The sequence below is a fragment of the Serratia sp. K1WW1 genome (genome assembly GCF_055790865.1).
In genome coordinates this window covers 3,582,510-3,600,740 of record NZ_CM147697.1, presented here as the reverse complement: position 1 = coordinate 3,600,740, position 18,231 = coordinate 3,582,510, and the positions used below count along the sequence as shown (strand labels likewise).

At 58.0% G+C, this 18,231-nt stretch carries 17 protein-coding genes and 1 riboswitch; of the genes, 16 read left to right on the top strand and 1 reads right to left on the bottom strand.

From position 1 onward, the window contains the following. The 15 genes from hybA to ACX9GU_RS16285 all read left to right on the top strand — a co-directional run bounded on the left by hybA (position 1) and on the right by ACX9GU_RS16285 (position 15,492). Complete coding sequence (gene hybA / locus ACX9GU_RS16355; protein ID WP_473192231.1) at positions 1-1,011, top strand: hydrogenase 2 operon protein HybA; 1,011 nt, start codon at positions 1-3, stop codon at positions 1,009-1,011. Next, complete coding sequence (hybB, locus tag ACX9GU_RS16350; RefSeq protein ID WP_021804782.1) at positions 998-2,197, top strand: Ni/Fe-hydrogenase cytochrome b subunit; 1,200 nt, start codon at positions 998-1,000, stop codon at positions 2,195-2,197. Before hybA ends, hybB begins: the two co-directional genes overlap by 14 nt. Beyond that, positions 2,175-3,869 (top strand): hydrogenase 2 large subunit, encoded by a 1,695-nt coding sequence (hybC, locus tag ACX9GU_RS16345; protein ID WP_024528473.1) that lies wholly within the window; start codon positions 2,175-2,177, stop codon positions 3,867-3,869. The genes hybB and hybC overlap by 23 nt, the downstream gene beginning before the upstream one ends. Next, the gene (locus ACX9GU_RS16340) at positions 3,869-4,369 is read left to right on the top strand and encodes a HyaD/HybD family hydrogenase maturation endopeptidase (protein ID WP_473192230.1); all 501 of its coding nucleotides are present in this window, start codon (positions 3,869-3,871) and stop codon (positions 4,367-4,369) included. The genes hybC and ACX9GU_RS16340 overlap by 1 nt, the downstream gene beginning before the upstream one ends. Beyond that, positions 4,353-4,838: a hydrogenase-2 assembly chaperone gene (gene hybE / locus ACX9GU_RS16335; RefSeq protein WP_473192229.1), complete on the top strand. Its 486-nt coding sequence runs from the start codon at positions 4,353-4,355 to the stop codon at positions 4,836-4,838. The genes ACX9GU_RS16340 and hybE overlap by 17 nt, the downstream gene beginning before the upstream one ends. Continuing rightward, positions 4,839-5,180, top strand: coding sequence for a hydrogenase maturation nickel metallochaperone HypA (gene hypA / locus ACX9GU_RS16330; RefSeq protein ID WP_473192228.1), 342 nt, complete (start codon positions 4,839-4,841; stop codon positions 5,178-5,180). 19 nt (positions 5,181-5,199) lie between these two features. Continuing rightward, positions 5,200-6,123 (top strand): hydrogenase nickel incorporation protein HypB, encoded by a 924-nt coding sequence (gene hypB / locus ACX9GU_RS16325; protein ID WP_473192227.1) that lies wholly within the window; start codon positions 5,200-5,202, stop codon positions 6,121-6,123. Beyond that, positions 6,123-6,398: a hydrogenase maturation factor HybG gene (gene hybG / locus ACX9GU_RS16320; RefSeq protein ID WP_021804776.1), complete on the top strand. Its 276-nt coding sequence runs from the start codon at positions 6,123-6,125 to the stop codon at positions 6,396-6,398. The genes hypB and hybG overlap by 1 nt, the downstream gene beginning before the upstream one ends. Continuing rightward, a complete protein-coding gene (gene hypD, locus ACX9GU_RS16315; protein ID WP_473192226.1) occupies positions 6,385-7,500 on the top strand; it encodes a hydrogenase formation protein HypD in 1,116 nt (371 codons plus the stop codon). Before hybG ends, hypD begins: the two co-directional genes overlap by 14 nt. Before the next feature lie 59 nt (positions 7,501-7,559). Continuing rightward, positions 7,560-8,528, top strand: a complete 969-nt coding sequence (gene hypE, locus ACX9GU_RS16310; protein WP_473195198.1) for a hydrogenase expression/formation protein HypE — start codon at positions 7,560-7,562, stop codon at positions 8,526-8,528. Positions 8,529-8,856: 328 nt separating this feature from the next. Then, positions 8,857-11,172: a carbamoyltransferase HypF gene (gene hypF / locus ACX9GU_RS16305; RefSeq protein WP_473192225.1), complete on the top strand. Its 2,316-nt coding sequence runs from the start codon at positions 8,857-8,859 to the stop codon at positions 11,170-11,172. A gap of 79 nt (positions 11,173-11,251) precedes the next feature. Continuing rightward, a complete protein-coding gene (locus ACX9GU_RS16300; RefSeq protein ID WP_473192224.1) occupies positions 11,252-11,842 on the top strand; it encodes a HupE/UreJ family protein in 591 nt (196 codons plus the stop codon). Between the two features lie 220 nt (positions 11,843-12,062). Beyond that, a complete protein-coding gene (locus tag ACX9GU_RS16295) occupies positions 12,063-13,265 on the top strand; it encodes a hypothetical protein (RefSeq protein ID WP_473192223.1) in 1,203 nt (400 codons plus the stop codon). 58 nt (positions 13,266-13,323) lie between these two features. Next, complete coding sequence (locus ACX9GU_RS16290) at positions 13,324-14,073, top strand: PA3715 family protein (protein WP_473192222.1); 750 nt, start codon at positions 13,324-13,326, stop codon at positions 14,071-14,073. A 90-nt stretch (positions 14,074-14,163) separates the two neighbouring features. Then, positions 14,164-15,492: a beta propeller repeat protein gene (locus tag ACX9GU_RS16285; protein WP_473192221.1), complete on the top strand. Its 1,329-nt coding sequence runs from the start codon at positions 14,164-14,166 to the stop codon at positions 15,490-15,492. Between the two features lie 92 nt (positions 15,493-15,584). On the opposite strand, the gene cobD is transcribed toward ACX9GU_RS16285, so the two are convergent. Then, the gene (gene cobD / locus ACX9GU_RS16280; protein WP_473192220.1) at positions 15,585-16,658 is read right to left on the bottom strand and encodes a threonine-phosphate decarboxylase CobD; all 1,074 of its coding nucleotides are present in this window, start codon (positions 16,656-16,658) and stop codon (positions 15,585-15,587) included. Between the two features lie 222 nt (positions 16,659-16,880). Next, a riboswitch (cobalamin riboswitch) is annotated at positions 16,881-17,073 on the top strand. A gap of 161 nt (positions 17,074-17,234) precedes the next feature. Here cobD and cbiB point away from each other — a divergent pair. After that, positions 17,235-18,191, top strand: coding sequence for an adenosylcobinamide-phosphate synthase CbiB (cbiB, locus tag ACX9GU_RS16275; protein ID WP_473192219.1), 957 nt, complete (start codon positions 17,235-17,237; stop codon positions 18,189-18,191). Positions 18,192-18,231 lie beyond the last annotated feature (40 nt).

Sequence of the window (18,231 nt, the reverse complement as noted above, 5' to 3'; positions counted from 1 at the left end):
GTGAATCGACGTAACTTTCTAAAATTGACCTGCGGTGGCGCGATGCTGGCAGGGGTTGCCCCTGCGGCGCAGGCAGGGCCGGAGAACAAGCCGCCCATCCCCAACTCGCTGGGCATGCTGTATGACTCGACCCTGTGCGTGGGTTGCCAGGCCTGTGTCAGCAAATGCCAACTTATCAACCATACCGATGAACCGCATGGGGAAACCTATGCCTACGCGGGTACCGAAGCGACCTGGTCTAACAACGATAAGCTCAGCCCTTACACCAACAACATTATTCAGGTGTGGACCAGCGGAGACGGCAAGCACAAAGATCAGGTGGACAACGGCTACGCCTATATCAAAAAGCAGTGCATGCACTGTGTCGATCCCAACTGCGTTTCTGTCTGCCCGGTTCAGGCGCTGCATAAAAATGCCAAAACCGGCATCGTGCATTACAACCCGGATGTCTGTACCGGCTGCCGCTACTGCATGGTGGGCTGCCCGTTCAACGTGCCGAAATACGACTACGACAACCCGTTCGGCAAGATCCACAAATGCGAGCTCTGTAACCAGAAAGGCGTGGCCCGGCTGGATCAGGGCGGGCTGCCAGGCTGTGTCGAGGTTTGCCCAACCGGGGCGGTGATCTTTGGCACCCGCGAGCAGTTAATGGCCGAAGCCAAACAGCGTCTGGCCAGCAAACCCGGTGAGAATTACCGTTACCCGCGCCAAACCCTACAGGGCAACGACCATTACGAACATCCGCTGCCGCATTACCAACCGCATCTGTATGGCGAGCATGAGGGCGGCGGAACTCAGGTGCTGGTGCTGACCGGTGTGCCTTTCGAGGATCTCGGTTTGCCAGCGCTGGAGGCGTTGTCAACCGGTGCGCGTTCCGAGCATATCCAGCACACGCTGTACAAAGGTATGGTGTTGCCGTTTGCCGCTCTGGCCGGGATCACCTTCCTGGTGCAGCGCAACCAGCGTAACGAGCGTCAGGACAAGAAGGAAGATAAACATGACGACGCATAAAACGCAGCCACTCGGCGGGCGGCTGGTGAGCTGGCCGGTGATGATGCTGGCACCCTTTGTGGTGCTGTGCCTGTTGCTGATCCTCAAACGTCTGGTGTTGGGGTTGGGCGATGTCTCCGATCTGAACGGCGGCTACCCCTGGGGTATCTGGATCGCATTCGATCTGCTGGTGGGCACCGGTTTGGCCTGCGGCGGCTGGGCGTTGGCCTGGGCGGTGTATGTGTTCAACCGGGGGGAATATCACCCGCTGGTGCGGCCTGCGCTGTTGGCCAGCCTGTTCGGCTATTCGCTGGGCGGGCTGTCGATCACCATCGATGTGGGCCGCTACTGGAACCTGCCTTACTTCTATATTCCCGGCCATTTCAACACCTCGTCGGTGCTGTTTGAAACCGCGGTCTGTATGACGATCTACGTGGGCATCGTGGCGCTGGAATTTGCCCCGGCGCTGCTGGAGCGGCTGGGCTGGAAGGTGTCGCTCAAACGGCTCAACAAGGTGATGTTCCTGGTGATCGCCCTTGGCGCATTGCTGCCAACTATGCACCAGTCATCAATGGGATCGCTGATGATTGCAGCGGGGATCAAAATCCACCCGCTGTGGCAAAGCTACGAAATGCTGCCGCTGTTCTCGCTGTTGACGGCGGGGATCCTGGGCTTCTCGATAGTGATATTTGAAGGCTCGCTGGTGCAGGCCGGGCTGCGGGGGAAAGGGCCGGAGGAAACGCCGCTGTTTGCCCGCATGACCTACATCATCGATGGGTTCTTACTGCTGTTTATTGTGCTGCGCTTTGGGGAACTGATCTGGCGCGGCAAAACGGACTATCTGTGGCATCTCGATCGCTTTGCCATCTCGTTCTGGGTGGAAACGCTGTTGATGCTGGTGCCGCTGGTGATGTTCCGCTGGAAGCGTAATCGCCGCAACTCACGCCTGCTGTTTCTCGGCGCGCTGAGCATGGTCTGCGGGGCGTCGTTCTGGCGGCTGAATTACGCGTTGCTGGCCTACGACCCTGGCAATGGCTACCACTATTTCCCGACGGCCAGCGAACTGCTGATCTCCATCGGCTTTGTGGCAATTGAAGTTTGTGCGTACATCCTGTTGATCCGGTTGTTACCGGTGCTGCCTGCGCATCAACACAAGAATGAAAACAACCAGTTAGAGGTAGAGCATGAGCCAACGCATCACCATTGATCCCGTCACCCGTATTGAGGGCCACCTGCGCATCGACTGTGAAATCGAAGACGGCAAGGTGGTTAAAGCCTGGTCCTCCGGCACCATGTGGCGCGGAATGGAAGAGATCCTGCAAGGTAACGACCCGCGTGACGCGTGGATGATCGTCCAACGGATCTGCGGCGTGTGCACCACCATTCACGCGTTAGCCTCCGTGCGGACGGTGGAAAATGCGCTGGGGATGGAGATCCCGGTCAATGCCCAATACATCCGCAATATCATTGCCGCCGCCCACAGCATTCACGACCATATCGTGCATTTCTATCAGCTCTCGGCGCTGGACTGGGTGGACGTGACCTCTGCGCTGAAGGCCGATCCGCAGAAGGCTGCCGATTTGCTCAGTGGCCTGTCTAGCTGGCCGTTGAACAGCGCTGCCGAGTTCACCCGGGTGCAGCAGAAGATCAAGGATCTGGTCGCCAGCGGCCAACTGGGCATCTTTGCCAATGGCTACTGGGGGCACCCGGCCATGGCGTTACCGCCGGAGATTAACCTGATCGCCGTTGCCCACTATCTGCAGGCGCTGGAATGCCAGCGTGATGCCAACCGCGTTGTAGCAATACTGGGCGGTAAAACGCCGCACATTCAGAACCTGGCGGTGGGCGGGGTGGCTAATCCGATCAACCTCGATGCGCCTAGCGTGCTGAACCTCGAGCGGCTGATGTACCTGAAAACCTTTATCGATCGCCTGGGTGACTTTATCGAGCAGGTTTATCTGGTGGACAGCGCGGTGATCGCGGCGCATTACCCTGAGTGGCTAACCCTCGGCAAAGGCTCAGACTGCTATCTCTGCGTGCCGGAGCTGCCGATCGATCGTAAAGGCGACCAGTTCCTGATGCCGGGTGGCTATCTGGAGAACGGCAAGTTCCGTCCGATCGCCAACCAGCGCGATGAGTATCTGATCAAGGGCATTCAGGAGAGCGGTAAACACGCCTGGTATCAGGACGATGAACCGCTGGCACCGTGGGAAGGGCTGACCCGGCCTAAATACACCGGCTGGCAGGAAGATGGCAAATACTCTTGGGTAAAAGCGCCAACCTTCTACGGCAAAGCGGTAGAGATGGGGCCGCTGGCCTGGCTGATGTGTACCTTGCAAGCCGAGCATCCACCAACCCAGAAATATTTTGCCAAGGTCAACAGTAACTACCAGGCCCTGACCGGCAAAGCGCTAACCGCCGATCAACTGCCGTCGACCCTGGGCCGCATTGTCGGGCGTACGGTGCATGCCTGCGTGCTGCATGAAACCCTGGGCCAGCAGTGGCAGGCGTTGGTGAGCAATATCGGCAGCGGCGACCATGAAACCTTTATCCCACCGAATATTCCGTTGACCGGTGAGATCCGGGGCGTGGGCTTTATCGAAGCCCCGCGCGGTGCATTGTCGCACTGGGTGGTGATCAAGGACGGCAAGATCGCCAACTATCAGGCGGTGGTGCCCTCAACCTGGAACGCCGGGCCGCGCAACTTTAACGATGAGCCCGGTCCTTACGAACGTTCGCTGGTTGGTACGCCGGTGGCCGATCCGAGCAAACCGCTGGAGGTGGTGCGAACTATCCACTCGTTCGACCCGTGCATGTCCTGTGCGGTACATATTGTAGACACCACTGGCAATGAAGTGACCAGGGTCAAGGTGCTGTAATGAGAATATTGGTATTAGGCATAGGTAATCTGTTGTTGAGCGATGAAGCGGTGGGCGTGCGCATCGTCGAAGCCCTTGAGCAGCGCTATCGCTTACCGGCCCATGTTGAGGTGCTGGACGGCGGCACCTCGGGGATGGAACTGATGGAAATGATGGCCGATCGCGATCATCTGATTGTGGCGGATGCGGTGTTGACCGGTGCCAAACCGGGCAGCGTCGCCGTGCTGTATGACGAAGAGATCCCGGCGCTGTTTACCCGTAAGGTTTCGCCCCATCAACTGGGGCTTTCCGATGTGCTGATGGCGCTGCGGCTGACGGATGAGTTTCCCCGTCGGCTCACCCTGGTGGGTGTGGTGCCAGAGTCGCTGGAGCCCGGAATTGGTCTGAGCGCCGTGGTCAGCCAGGCGATTGAGCCAGCGTTGGCCCAAGTGTTGCTGGCGCTGCAAGAGAGCGGCGTGGTGGCGGAGCCAAAAGAGGTGGCTAATGCAGACTGTGACTAACGGTTTTCAGCTCAACCCCAGCGCGCTGTTGGAAACCGCCTTTCAGGCGATCGCCGACGGTGAGATGCAGGATTTGCCGTTTTTCCAACCGCAAATCCCGGTGCGCGCCTGTGGCTTTCAGCTGTTTGAACGGCAGTGGGTCGGCACCATTCTCACGCCGTGGATGCTTAGCCTGCTGGTGTTGCCCGGCCCTGAGCAGGCTTGGCAACCCTATGCGGTAGGGGACAAGTTGGCGCTGAATCTGCCTTGCGGCAGCGTACGGTTTATCGTCGGTGAGATTGCGGGTTGCGGGCAATACCTGGCCTGTTCACTGATGTCACCGTTGGATCGCCATCTGGGGGCCGAGCAGGCGCTGGCGTTGGCACAACAGAGCGCGCGGATGGCGCTTTCGCTACCGGTGGTGGATGGCAACATCCCCAGTAATCCCGGGCGCAGGGCGCTATTTGGTCTGTCACAGAGAACGGCGTAGATGCATGAAATCAGCCTGTGCCTGAGCACGATGGAATTGATAGAGCAGCAGGCTCGGCAGCACGGAGCTAAACGGGTGACGGCGGTGTGGCTGGAAATTGGGGCGCTCTCCTGTATTGAAGAGCACGCGCTGCGTTTCAGCTTCGCCTCGGCATCCCGCCATACGCTGGCAGAGGGGTGCCAGCTATTGCTGGACTACCAGCCGGCCCGCGCCTGGTGCTGGAGTTGCAGCATGAGCGTGCAGATTGAAAAACATGATGAAGGTTGCCCACAGTGCGGCGGCCACCAACTGCGCGTTGAGAGCGGTGACAGCCTGCGGTTAAAGCAGCTGGAAATGGAATAATTTTGAGGAGTGAATAACGATGTGTACGACTTGCGGTTGCGCCAGTGGCGAAAAAACCATCGAAGGTGATGAACATCATCACCATGACGACCACCATCATCACCACCACGACGGGGAACATCAAGCACCGGCAGGCGTGGTGATCCATCATCACCATCACTATTACCACCAGGGCGATGTGCATCACCATTATGCGGGAGTCGCTGCGGCGGAACGCTTTACGCCAGAGGTGCAACCACATTCGCAAGACCTGCACTATGGGCACGGCGAGGCGGGGAGCCATGCACCGGGTATTGGGCAGCGTCGTCTGGTGCAGATTGAACAGGACGTACTGAGCAAGAATAACCATCTGGCTGCCCACAATCGTGAACACTTTTCCGCTCAGCATATTCTGGTGCTGAACCTGGTTTCCAGCCCCGGGTCGGGCAAAACTACCTTGCTGACGGCCACGCTGGAACGTTTGGCGGGCAAATTGCCCTGCGCGGTGATTGAGGGCGACCAGCAAACCAGTAACGATGCCGAGCGTATTCGCGCCACCGGCGTACCGGCCATTCAGGTTAATACCGGCAAGGGCTGTCATCTGGACGCGCAGATGGTACATGACGCGGCACACCGCCTGGATTTGCAGGATCACAGCCTGCTGTTTATCGAGAACGTCGGCAACCTGGTCTGCCCGGCCAGCTTCGATCTGGGCGAACGGCATAAGGTCGCAGTGCTCTCGGTGACGGAAGGGGAAGACAAGCCGCTGAAATACCCCCATATGTTTGCCGCCGCAACGCTGATGATCATCAACAAGATCGATCTGCTGCCCTATGTAAACTTCTCGGTGGAAAACTGCATCGTCTTTGCCCGCCAGGTTAATCCGTCAATCCAGGTGATCGCACTGTCGGCGACCAGCGGCGAGGGGATGGATCTCTGGCTGAACTGGCTGGGGGAGCAATAATGTGCCTCGGTGTGCCCGGTAAGGTGACCGCAGTAGGGGAGGATATCCACCAACTGGCCTGGGCCGACGTGTGCGGCGTGGCGGTCAGGATCAATATCGCGCTGGTCTGTGAAGGCTCACCGCAGGATCTGATCGGCCAGTGGGTGTTGGTGCACGTCGGCTTTGCCATGAGCCTGCTAGACGAACAGGAAGCGCTGGAAACGCTGGCGGCATTGCAGCATATGCGCGCCGTCGGGCTGGCACGGGATGACGAGGATGCCAATGCGCTACGTTGATGAATTCCGCGATCCGGCGCTATGCCAGGCGCTGTTACGGCGCATTGAAACGCTGATGTTAGCCATTCCCCAGTCGCAGCGCTTGCCGCTACAGGTGATGGAAGTCTGCGGTGGCCACACTCACGCGATCTTCAAGTTCGGTCTTGATCAACTGTTGCCGGACAGCCTGGAGTTTGTCCACGGCCCCGGTTGCCCGGTTTGCGTATTGCCGATGGGGCGCATTGATAGCTGCCTGGAGATTGCCGCCCATCCGGAGGTGATTTTTTGCACCTACGGTGATGCGATGCGGGTGCCTGGCCGCAATGGGTCGTTGCTGGATGCCCGCCGTCGTGGTGCCGATATCAGGGTGGTGTACTCGCCGCTGGATGCGCTACAGCTGGCGGCGGATAACCCACAGCGCGAAGTGGTGTTTTTTGGCCTGGGCTTTGAAACTACCATGCCCGCCAGCGCCTTGACTTTGCAGCAAGCCCGCCAGCGTCAGCTGCGCAATTTCACCCTGTTTTGCCAGCATATCACTCTGATCCCCACCTTACGCAGCCTGTTGCAGCAGCCCGATGTGCGCATCGACGGCTTCCTGGCACCGGGCCACGTCAGCATGGTGATCGGCAACGCGCCCTATCAGTTTATCGCTGCGGATTATCATAAGCCGCTGGTGGTGACCGGCTTTGAGCCGTTGGACATTCTGCAGGGTTTGGTGATGCTGCTGGAACAGCTGCGTGATGGCCGCCGTGCGGTAGAAAACCAATACCGGCGCATAGTGCCCGAACAGGGCAATCTTCTGGCCCAGCGGGCGATGGCAGAGGTGTTTGGCCTGAAAGAGAGCAGCGAATGGCGTGGGCTGGGGGAGATTGCCCACTCTGGCGTGCAAATCAAACCTGAGTATGCGGATTTTGATGCCGAACTGCGGTTTAAACCGCAGGCGCAGCGGGTGGCGGACGATCCGAGCTCACGCTGTGGCGAAGTGTTGACCGGGCGCTGCAAACCGGATGCCTGTCCGCTGTTTGGCAAGCAATGTACGCCAGAGAACGCCTTTGGTGCCTTGATGGTGTCCTCGGAAGGGGCCTGCTCGGCTTACTATCAGTATCGCAGGGAGACCGCATAATGCGTGAAGAGAACAACGGGCGAGAAATTACCCTGGCCCATGGCAGCGGTGGCCGCGCCATGCAATCCCTGATTGAAGAACTCATGCTGCCCGCCTTTGCCAATCCGGCGTTAAACGCGCGAGAAGATCAGGCACGAATTGCACTGGATGAGCTTGCCACCTCGGGCGACCGTTTGGCCGTATCGACCGACAGTTATGTTATCGATCCCATTTTCTTCCCCGGTGGTGATATCGGCAAACTGGCGGTCTGCGGCACCGCTAACGACGTGGCCGTCAGTGGTGCCCAGCCGCGTTATCTGAGCTGCGCCATGATCCTGGAGGAAGGGTTGCCGTATGCCACGCTGGAACGCATCGTCCAGTCGATGGCCAGCACGGCGCAGCAGGCCGGGATCCAGATTGTGACCGGCGATACCAAAGTGGTGCCCCGTGGCGCGGCAGACAAAATCTTTATTAATACCACCGGCTTGGGAACCATCCCGGCTGGCGTTAATTGGGGAGCTGCGAACATCCGCCTGGGTGACAGCATTATTGTCAGCGGCACCTTGGGCGATCACGGCGCAACCATTCTGAACCTGCGTGAAGGGCTGGGCCTGGAGAGTGAATTAAGCAGCGATTGCGCGCTGCTGGCTCCGCTGATTGCTCCTTTGTTACCGATTGCCGGGGTGCGTGCTTTACGCGATGCGACTCGTGGCGGCGTGACGGCGGTGCTGCATGAGTTTGCCGCCGCTAGCGGCTGTGGCATGGCGATTTCCGAGGCGGCGCTGCCGTTGAAACCGGCGGTGCGGGGGATTTGCGAACTGCTGGGGCTGGATGCGCTCAACTTTGCCAACGAAGGCAAGCTGGTGTTGGTGGTGGCACCCGAGGCTGAGGCGGAAGTATTGGCTGCGTTACATCGGCATCCGCTGGGGCGCGATGCGGCGGTGATTGGCCATACCACTGAGCGCCAGCAGGTGAGCCTCACCGGGCTGTTCGGGGTTTCCCGCCGGCTGGATCTGCCGCTGGATGAGCCTTTACCGCGAATTTGCTAGGTGTTTGGTTGTGGTGTTGAGTGTGTTTTTGCCCCTCACCCTAACCCTCTCCCACAGGGAGAGGGGACCGACCGAGTTCGCTTCAGTTGCAGAGAGTCACCTGATCATGGCTGAGGAAAACAGGTCGGTCCGGTACTCAACCACAGCACCGAATCAGCTCCCTCTTCCACAGGGGACCGACCGAGTTCGCTTCAGTTGCAGAGAGTCACCTGATCATGGCCGATGGTGAGGGATAACAGGACTAGCTAACGACGCCAAAGCCGCTCCCTCTCCCTGTGGGAGAGGGTTGGGGTGAGGGGCGCAGGACCAACAGAAGGATCAGGACAACATGGCAGATTTTGAGCCGGAGAACCTCGCCAGCAGTAACGGCCTTCGCCTGCGGATCAAAGGCAAGGTGCAAGGGGTCGGGTTTCGTCCCTACGTTTGGCTGCTGGCGCGGCGCTATAACCTGTGCGGCGAGGTCAGCAATGACGGTGCCGGGGTGATCGTCCAGCTATTGCAATCTCCCGCCATAACGGAATTTTTGCGGGTACTGCCGCAAGAGTGTCCGCCCCTGGCGCGGATCGATAGCGTCACCTCTACACCGTTTAACTGGCCGCAAAGGCCAGTGAGTTTCACCATTGCCAGCAGCGGTGCAGGGCAAGTGGATACCCATATCGTGGCGGATGCGGCCACCTGCGATGCCTGCCTGGCAGAGCTGAACTCGCCGCACAACCGGCGCTATCACTATCCGTTTATCAACTGCACCCATTGCGGCCCGCGTTTCACCATCATCCGCAGGATGCCCTACGATCGGCCCAATACCTCGATGCAGCCTTTCCCGCTGTGCCCGCAGTGCCTGGCGGAGTATCAGGATCCTGCCGACCGTCGTTTTCATGCACAGCCTACCGCCTGCCCGGAGTGTGGCCCGCAACTGTGGCTCAGCGATGCCGCAGGCAAAGCCACCGCCAGCGCAGACGATGCACTGCAACTGGCCGCGCAGGCGTTGATTGCCGGGCAGATCGTCGCGGTGAAGGGGATCGGCGGTTTTCATCTTGCCTGTGACGCCACCAACCCGGCTGCGGTACAGCGCCTGCGCGCACGCAAACATCGCCCGGCCAAGCCCCTGGCGGTGATGATGCCGGATACCCACTGGTTGCAACAATGTGTTCAGGTCGCGGAACCGACGGCACTGCTAAAACTGTTACGCAGCCCACCCGCACCTATAGTGCTGGTGGCGGCTCACCCACAAAGCCCGTTGTGCGACGAGATTGCACCGGGGCTCAAAGAGATAGGGGTGATGTTACCGGCAAATCCGCTGCAACATCTGCTGTTGCAACAGGTTGCGCGGCCACTGGTGATGACCTCCGGCAACCCGGCAGGTAAACCACCAGCTCTGAGCAATCAACAGGCACTGGAAGAACTCGCTGGCGTGGCCGACGTCTGGCTGCTGCATAACCGCGAGATCGTCCAGCGAGCCGATGACTCTTTAGTACGCTTGACCGGGCAGGGCAGTGAGATGCTGCGTCGTGCACGTGGCTATGTCCCGGATGCGATGCCCTTGCCCCCTGACTTTACCACCCAACCGGTCATTCTGGCACTGGGAGCAGATAGCAAGAATACCTTCTGCCTGCTATGGGATGATCGGGCGGTGGTCAGCCAGCATTTAGGCTCGCTAGGGGATGAGGCCACCCGGCAACAACAGCAGCAACTGGTGGCGCTGTTTGGTGAAATCTACGGCGTAGAGCCGCAGGCGATCGCCATCGATGCCCACCCCGGCTACCTCAGTCATCAACAGGGTCAGGCACTGGCGACTGAGCGGGCGATCCCTTGTGTCACCACGCTGCATCATCATGCCCATCTGGTTGCCTGCCTGGCGGAACATGGCTGGCCGCGCGACGGCGGTAAGGTGATTGGTCTGGCGTTGGATGGGCTGGGATATGGTCTTGGCGGGCAACTGTGGGGCGGTGAATGCCTGCTGGTGGATTATCAGCATTGTGAGTATTTAGGCGGGTTGCCCGCAGTGGCATTGCCGGGGGGCGATGTGGCCGCTCGCCAGCCGTGGCGCAACCTGGTGGTCCAGTTACAGCGTTTTGTCCCCGATTGGCAGACGTTGCCAGAGGCCGCCGCAATCCCTCAACCGCAGGCGACGATCTTACTGCGGGCGGTCGAACGGCAAATCAACTCGCCGCTGGCCTCTTCCACCGGGCGCTTATTTGATGCGGTGGCCGCTGCGTTGCAGATCGTGCCGCCACAAATTTCCTGGGAGGGGGAGGCTGCCTGCCAGTTGGAAGCCTTGGCATGGCAAAGCCCGCCTCATCAGCCGCCGGTTTCGCTGCCGCTGCTTGGCAATCGGCTGGATCTGGCCACCTTCTGGCAGCAATGGCTGGCCTATCAGGCTCCTCCGGCACAGCGAGCTTATGCGTTCCATGTTGCCTTGGCCCAGGGGTTTGCCGCACTGGCCCGCAGAGCCATGCAGCAATACGGCATCAATACCGTCGTGCTGTCCGGTGGAGTCATGCATAACGCGCTGTTGCGGCAACTATTGATCCAGCAGTTAGACGGATTACAGGTCTTGCTGCCATCCCGCCTACCGGCAGGCGATGGCGGGCTGGCCTTGGGGCAGGCGCTGATTGCCGCCAACCGACTTTCAAGGCAGGCATAAGGATGAATTTATAACGTAATCAACTGTTTTCATGAGTAAAACCACCACCTTCATTCACTGGAAAATTTAGGTATTCATTATGCGTATTAATGTCAAAGCTGTGGCTGTATCCCTACTGGCGCTGTTCCCCATGCTGGCCTTTGCCCATGTGGGCCATGACGGTGGCGCGCATCACGTATTAAGCTTTACCGAAGGCTTTATCCATCCGCTGACCGGGATGGATCACTTGGTCGCCATGGTTCTGGTGGGTATCTGGAGCGCCATGAACACCAAACAGTGGTGGCTGGCGCCGCTGGCGTTTGCCGGTTTGCTGCTGACCGGCGCGTTGGTTGGCATGGCAGGTGTCACCGTACCTGGCACTGAATTTATCGTTGCCGCCTCGCTGCTGGGTATTGGCGTGATGGTTGCCTTACAGCTGAAACTGTCGGCGGTAATGGGCGCATTGATTATCGGTGCTTTTGCCATCTTCCATGGCCTGGCCCACGGCGCGGAGCTTTCCCATTCGGTAGCGGCGCTTTCCGGTATGGTGATTGCAACGGCGTTGCTGCACGTTGCGGGATTGGGTATCGGCTATCTGCTGGCATCTTCGTCTACGCAAAGCGGCTGGGCGCGGGTGATTGGCGGCGGTTCATCACTGCTGGGGATCGGCCTGCTCAGCGGTATTCTTTGATAGCCAAGAGCCAACGACGGAAAATTGCTGACAGGGATGTTGGCAATACCTGAATAATCCCGGCAAACGGCTGGATTGACGCTTACTTTTTGGTTAAATTCCAAGGGGAGTTAATGCAGGTGCTAACAGGGATTGTGGCAATGAGAAGGTTTTGGGCACTATTTACGTCTGGTTTTGATGGTTTCTCCCCGCAGGCCCCCGATCTTGCTGGCTATCGGCCATGAAAAAAATCGGCTTCCACCATCTGTCCTTTATTCGCCATGATAAAAATGCCACCGATGAACACCTGCTGCGGCGCATTCTGGCTGGGGATAAGGTTTTCTACACCTATAGCGACCAGTTTGCCGATATCAGCGTGCTGGATAAATTGGTTGCGGGGGACGGCGTTTATATCGGGGCGCATCAGTTGGCCGATGGTAGCTACTGGTTGCACTGGCTGGTGAGCGAGGAAAAAGGCATCCTGCCAGCACAAGCGGCTGATGAACCTGATCCTGCCAGGCTTATCTTGCAGATGGTGGGCTCAGCCGCACTGATTGGGCTGGCCGGCTATGGTTTTACGTGGTTGCCCAGCATCTGGGTGGCGGTCATTCTGGCGTTGATTTTAAGCTGCGGCGTATGGGGCTGTTTTAGCTCGTTCACTCGTTTGACGATAAACGCCAGCCGTAGATCGCGCGAGTCGCTGAGGGGGCTGGAACAGGTCATGCATGGCGATGTAGCCCATTGCCGAGCTTCCAGCGTACAGCCTCCCATCACGTGCAACGATAAACTGATGTCCGATCATGCCATACTTTCTTGCGTACAAAGCATTGCGACCCGTGTGAGCGCCAGGCGTGAGACGATCGGCAGTGGTGAATACCAGCGGGAAGTGATCGATTACCAATTTAGCTGTAGCGCTGGGCGATTAACGTTTCGCACCGGCGTGGATCCGATGATTGAAAACCTTAACCCGCTGCTGCTGCGTGAGCATCCTTTCTTCCTGGCGGCCAACGATCCAGTGACGCTGCTGATCGCCCGGCCGAGCAACGCCGTGATCGGCGTTTGCAATGAGCGGGACGGCAGCGCTTATCTCAACAGGCCAAGCGGTTTGGCTGTGTCGCTGCAACGGCTTAAGTGGCTGTATAAAACCTTGCCCATTTGCTGCCTGTTTTTGATGCTGCTGCTGGTTTGTTTTACGTTGAATGACTGGTGGCAGCAGGGCGGGATGCCGGATAAATGGGATTGGCTGGACGCAGCCGACATCTTCGCTACTTTTGGCCTGCTGAGCGTAATGTTCTGTTGCGGCCTGATGCTGCTGTTGGAAGTGGCGGGTTGGTTAGCTCGCCGAGAATCATTGAACGCGGCGGGTTTTGTCTTGGCTCGCCAAAAGCTGGCGCTGTTCAAGCGCGGCGTTGGCAAGCCTGTCTACCTTCAGGATGTGGTCTGAGAAGCCGCCACCAGCAAATAGGTTTGAATTAATGCAATTGCAGACAGGGAATAGAGTGATGATCAAAGTGATAGGTGTACTGGCGTTAGGGGGGATTTCTTTCTCCTCGCTGGCTGATTGCCAGCCGTTGCTTAGCGAATTGGCTAAGCCCTTTGCCGCCAAAACGACCATGAATACCGAGCTGTCCACCTGCAAGGTGTGGCCCTATGCTCCGGAAAAAACCATTGCGGTGCTGATGCTGGAACCCAAGGAAGAGGCCCAACCTGATTTTACCGACTATGACGTCGCCGTTTTGGTGGTTGATAGCCAATCCGGCAAGGTGCTGGCCAGCAAATATCATCCCAAGGCGGTTATGGATGATGCCATCTACACCAGCAGCGTGACCATCGACACTGCGCGCTACCAATTATCGCCGGCGATACGCGCCTTCGGGGTGCGTTTTATCCACCGCGGCTCCTCCTCGGTCAATCCCATCAGCATCGAACGGCTTAACCTCTATACCCTGCAAGAGCAGCAAGTCACTCTGGTGCTCAACAATCTCACCATGAATGAATATAGCGGTGAGTGGGATGGCCAGTGTGCCGGGGATTTTGCCGTGACCAATCGCGCATTGGCGCTTGGCAAGAGCGCACATAACGGCTTCCAGGATCTGCAGCTACAGACCATAGCGACGCACAAGGGGGCGAGCAGAAAAGGGGAGGATTGCGTGGAAAGCAACAACGTCATTGCCAAGACCCGCGTTGAGCTCAAGTTCGATGGTAAAGCGTATCCGGTCGAACAGGATAAGCTGCTCGATCATCGTTTTTAATCCGTGTCTGGTCGTTAGCAACCATGAAAAGGATCTGCCTCTACGAACTGCCCTTTGGCCGCCACGATCTCGATGCGCCTAGTGAAACTCATGTTCAGCAATAGCCTAACGCGTATTATCCTGCTGGCCCTGGGGATTATCGTTTCCTGGGGGCTGTGTTATTTCGACGGCTTTGCTGGCTTTGCCCCCAACTGGCAGTGGCAGCGAAACTATCAGGCAGAACGCCCTGCAGTGGTTATAAGTGGGCAACGCCTGAGTAGTTTTCAACAGGGGATACTGTTAACGGGTATCAGCGATGCGATTAACACCCGGATCACGCATATTGAGAGCGACCAGCGAAAGTTGATATATCACTACGAAAATACGCTACAGATCGATGTGCTGGCAGACGTTGGGCCCCCCTTGTTAAACCTGCAGATCTCCCCTGATACCAGCATGTTCCGCTTGATCATGGAGGCAAAGGTCGGCAATGGAACAACCCGGAACCGAAGCTATGATGACAGCGTCACCATCCCGGTCAGCCAACTCATCGTTGAAGAGAATGGCAGGCTGCGTGTCAGCGCCCGTTTTTGGGGTTATGTGGCGGAGCAACAATGTAATGCGCAAGGGCATTGCCTGGTGGTGTTCGGCACCTGCTCTTATTGCAAAGATGCCGTATTTTATTCGGCCGACGGCGGGCGACACTGGCGCTGGTTATCCCAATGGCAAGAACCCGGTGACAACCAAACTTATCAGCTCTTGGGGCTCTCTGGGGCGCAGAGCGTACTGCTGGTCCAGCAGGGCAAACTCTACCGGTCGGACGATCTCGGCCAGCATTGGCAACAGGTATTGGATCTGCCCAAGTTGTTAACGGAGCGCGGGATCGATCCTGCCTTCTATGCGGCCCGTTGGCACTATAACGGCGGCGATCGGGTGATCGTCAGTAATCAGCCCCATAACACCGGGGAAGATGAGCCGTTAACCAGTTCACTGCTGCTCGATTTCAACCTGAAATCCGCACGAGTCCAGTCCAGCCAGTGGCTACCCGGTGATATCGTTGCGGCCGACATCACCCCACAGGGGGATTTTGATTTTGTCTTACGCCAGCAGCCACGGCGGCTTTATAGCCTGAACCGGTTGCTGGATAACGGCACGCTGCAACCGCTGCTGGAAACCGGCAAAAAAGCCTTAGGCAGGCTCTATGCGGGCAATAATCTGCTGATGATGGAGAAAGAATTCAACGACCCGCTGCATATGACCGTCTCTACCGATGGTGGCCAGCATTGGTTAAGAATGAAAAAACTGCCTGATAGCTATGACTATCGCGTGCAGTTTGATCGCTGGCGTAACCGCCTGTTCCGCTTTCCAGCCCATGATTACGATTACCCAAAGTTGGGCAATAGCGACGGCCTGGTGTATGAGACAGCCACGCCGCCGTAACCGCCAACAGAGTCGTCGTGCCGTTTATCGGACGCAGCATGCAGCGCCCATAAAGATATTCAATAGGTTAACGTTTGACGCCTATAAATGCCTCAGTCCTCTGCCAGCACCTGTTGCAGCGCAGCTATCAGCTTGCGGTTGGCCGCTTCGCTCTTGATCGCCACCCGGTAGTAGTCGGTGGACAGGCCAGGGTAGTTGGCACAGTGGCGGATCAGGATGCGGTGCTGCAACAACGCCTGTTGCAGATCGTAGCCAGGGCGCAGGCAGCGTAGGAAAATATAGTTCGCCGCCCCTGGCCAGATGCGCAAGTGCGGCAAGGCTGTCAGCGCGTCAAACAACCAAGCACGCTGCTCTGCCAGCCATTGGTGGGTTTGCTGGATGTAGGCGCTATCGTCAAGGATCACTTCGCCTGCCAGTGCTGCATAGGCATTGATGGTCCAGGGTTCGCGCTGCTGTTTCATCTGTTGCAGGCCAGCACGATCGCTGCTGACCAGATAGCCGAGCCGCAGCCCGGGAATGGCGAAGAATTTGGTTAATGAACGCAGAATGTAGAGGCGTGAATAGTCCGCCATTTGTGGGATCAGCCCCGGCGTATCTGGCAGAAAGTCGATAAAGGCTTCATCAACGATCAACGCAATATTGTGCTGGCGACAACAGGCGACAATGGCCTGCAATAGCGCGGGGTCTGGCATCAGCCCGGTCGGATTGTTGGGGGTAGCCAGGAACAGGCAGTCCGGTTGGCGCTCGGCAAGCACCTGTAGTAACCGCTCATTGGGTTGAAATCCACCGGCTTCATCCAGCGGGTAGTCCTCGATCTGGCAGTCAATCCGCTGCAATGCCCGGCGGTATTCGGCAAACCCAGGCGTTAGGAGCAGCGCCGTGCGGGGGCGTAGCCGGTTCACGATGGCGTAAATCAGCTCGGTGGCCCCGTTGCCTGCCATGATATTTTCCGCCGGGCAGTGATGAACCCGCGCCAATGCTGCATGCAGACGCCGGTATTCAACGTCGGGATAGCATTCGGCGCTGGTCAGATGCTCGATAATCGCCGCCTTCAGGCTGGCGGGCATGCCCAATGGATTGATATTGGCGCTGAAATCAATCATCTCGGCCGGATCCAGGCCGCTTTTCAACGCCATTTCCAGTACGTTACCACCATGTTCACTCACGGTTTTGCTATTCCCCCTGTCAAGTTTGCGTGCAGGATAACACAGGGTAATCGCCGTTGATCCGGCGCAAACCAAACCTGTCGCTCTGGTGAATGCCAGATCTTGGCGTGTATTCGCGAGATCAACAGGTTATTATGGCATGGTCATTGTCGAGGCTATCGAGATGATAACTAAGTGATAAATTGAAGCGTTGCGTTCATTGAACCGAAAACGTGGTAATTAACCCTATTATTGCCAACTGGATAACCCACACCCTGAACGATGACAGGTTGTGGTTGGGAAGGGGGTGTAACTCCCCCGCAGCCCCCGCTGCTGTGATGCCGACGAGTCCACTGCGCCACTGATCTGAGGATTGGGAAGGGAGTGGATAAGGATGACGCTAAGCCAGAAGACCGGCCAGTTGGTCACACATTCAACACCTTCGGTGGGAAGGGGGTTGTCATGAGATACGTGCAGCTATGTTGCACCGCTTGGCCGTATCCTGTTGACACCCAAATCCCGCCCGAGAGGTCGGGATTTTTTTATGCCATTAACCCACCATCAGACTGTCTCAATCGCCGCTACAAGGTACGTGCCATGACGCTGCTAGCCTGGTTCGTGGCCTTTCTGCTCGACAGCCTGCTAGGCGACCCGCCGCACTGGCCACATCCGGTACGCTGGATCGGTAACCTGATCACGGTGTTGCAACGTGCGATCCGCCGGATTTGCCATAGCGAGAGGGCGCTAAAACTTGGCGGCGGGCTGCTGTGGCTGGGCGTCGTTGGGTTGGTTTGGCTGGTGAGTTGGAGCTTTTTAACGCTGATGCAGCATATCCACCCGTGGTTGGGCTGGTTGGCGGAGGTCTGGCTGATTTATACCCTGCTCGCCGGACGCTGCCTGGAACAGGCGGCCATGGAGGTTCACCGGGCCCTGCAAAGTGCCGATCTTGCGGAGAGCCGCCGCAAGCTGTCGTGGATTGTGGGGCGGGATACCTCACAACTGGAAGAGCCGCAAATCACCCGGGCGGTGGTGGAAACGGTGGCGGAAAACAGCGTGGATGGCGTAATTGCGCCGCTGTTCTTTTTGCTGATAGGTGGAGCACCGTTGGCAATGGCGTATAAAGCGGTTAACACTCTCGATTCGATGGTGGGCTATAAAACGCCGAAATTCCGCGCTATCGGCTATGTGTCGGCGCGGATGGATGACTTCGCCAACTGGTTACCTGCCCGGCTTAGCTGGCTACTGCTGAGCTGTGCGGCCCGGCTGCACGGATTGGACTATCGCCAGGCGTTACGTATCGGCTGGCGCGATCGCTATCAGCACACCAGCCCCAACTGCGCCTGGTCGGAAGCCACTGTAGCTGGATCGCTCGGAGTGCGGCTTGGCGGTCCTAACAACTACTTTGGTCAGCGGGTCGAAAAGCCGTGGATCGGTGAGGCTCGGCGGGAGATCGAGCTGGCAGATATTCCCCGCAGCACGCGTCTGATGATGACGGCCTCGCTGTTGGCTCTGCTGCTGTTTGCAGCGTTGCGCCTGCTATGGCTTGGCGCTTGAAATAATAATGGTTTGCGCGGCTCAGCCAGCGCGATGTGGA

Coding starts and splice junctions, on each gene's coding strand:
- ACX9GU_RS16285 (WP_473192221.1), top strand. CDS start 14,164: ATGTTCAGCAATAGCCTAACGCGTATTATCCTGCTGGCCCTGGGGATT.
- hypD (WP_473192226.1), top strand. CDS start 6,385: ATGCGCTACGTTGATGAATTCCGCGATCCGGCGCTATGCCAGGCGCTG.
- hybC (WP_024528473.1), top strand. CDS start 2,175: ATGAGCCAACGCATCACCATTGATCCCGTCACCCGTATTGAGGGCCAC.
- ACX9GU_RS16340 (WP_473192230.1), top strand. CDS start 3,869: ATGAGAATATTGGTATTAGGCATAGGTAATCTGTTGTTGAGCGATGAA.
- hypB (WP_473192227.1), top strand. CDS start 5,200: ATGTGTACGACTTGCGGTTGCGCCAGTGGCGAAAAAACCATCGAAGGT.
- cbiB (WP_473192219.1), top strand. CDS start 17,235: ATGACGCTGCTAGCCTGGTTCGTGGCCTTTCTGCTCGACAGCCTGCTA.
- ACX9GU_RS16290 (WP_473192222.1), top strand. CDS start 13,324: ATGATCAAAGTGATAGGTGTACTGGCGTTAGGGGGGATTTCTTTCTCC.
- hybE (WP_473192229.1), top strand. CDS start 4,353: ATGCAGACTGTGACTAACGGTTTTCAGCTCAACCCCAGCGCGCTGTTG.
- hybG (WP_021804776.1), top strand. CDS start 6,123: ATGTGCCTCGGTGTGCCCGGTAAGGTGACCGCAGTAGGGGAGGATATC.
- hypA (WP_473192228.1), top strand. CDS start 4,839: ATGCATGAAATCAGCCTGTGCCTGAGCACGATGGAATTGATAGAGCAG.
- hypF (WP_473192225.1), top strand. CDS start 8,857: ATGGCAGATTTTGAGCCGGAGAACCTCGCCAGCAGTAACGGCCTTCGC.
- hypE (WP_473195198.1), top strand. CDS start 7,560: ATGCAATCCCTGATTGAAGAACTCATGCTGCCCGCCTTTGCCAATCCG.
- ACX9GU_RS16300 (WP_473192224.1), top strand. CDS start 11,252: ATGCGTATTAATGTCAAAGCTGTGGCTGTATCCCTACTGGCGCTGTTC.
- ACX9GU_RS16295 (WP_473192223.1), top strand. CDS start 12,063: ATGAAAAAAATCGGCTTCCACCATCTGTCCTTTATTCGCCATGATAAA.
- hybB (WP_021804782.1), top strand. CDS start 998: ATGACGACGCATAAAACGCAGCCACTCGGCGGGCGGCTGGTGAGCTGG.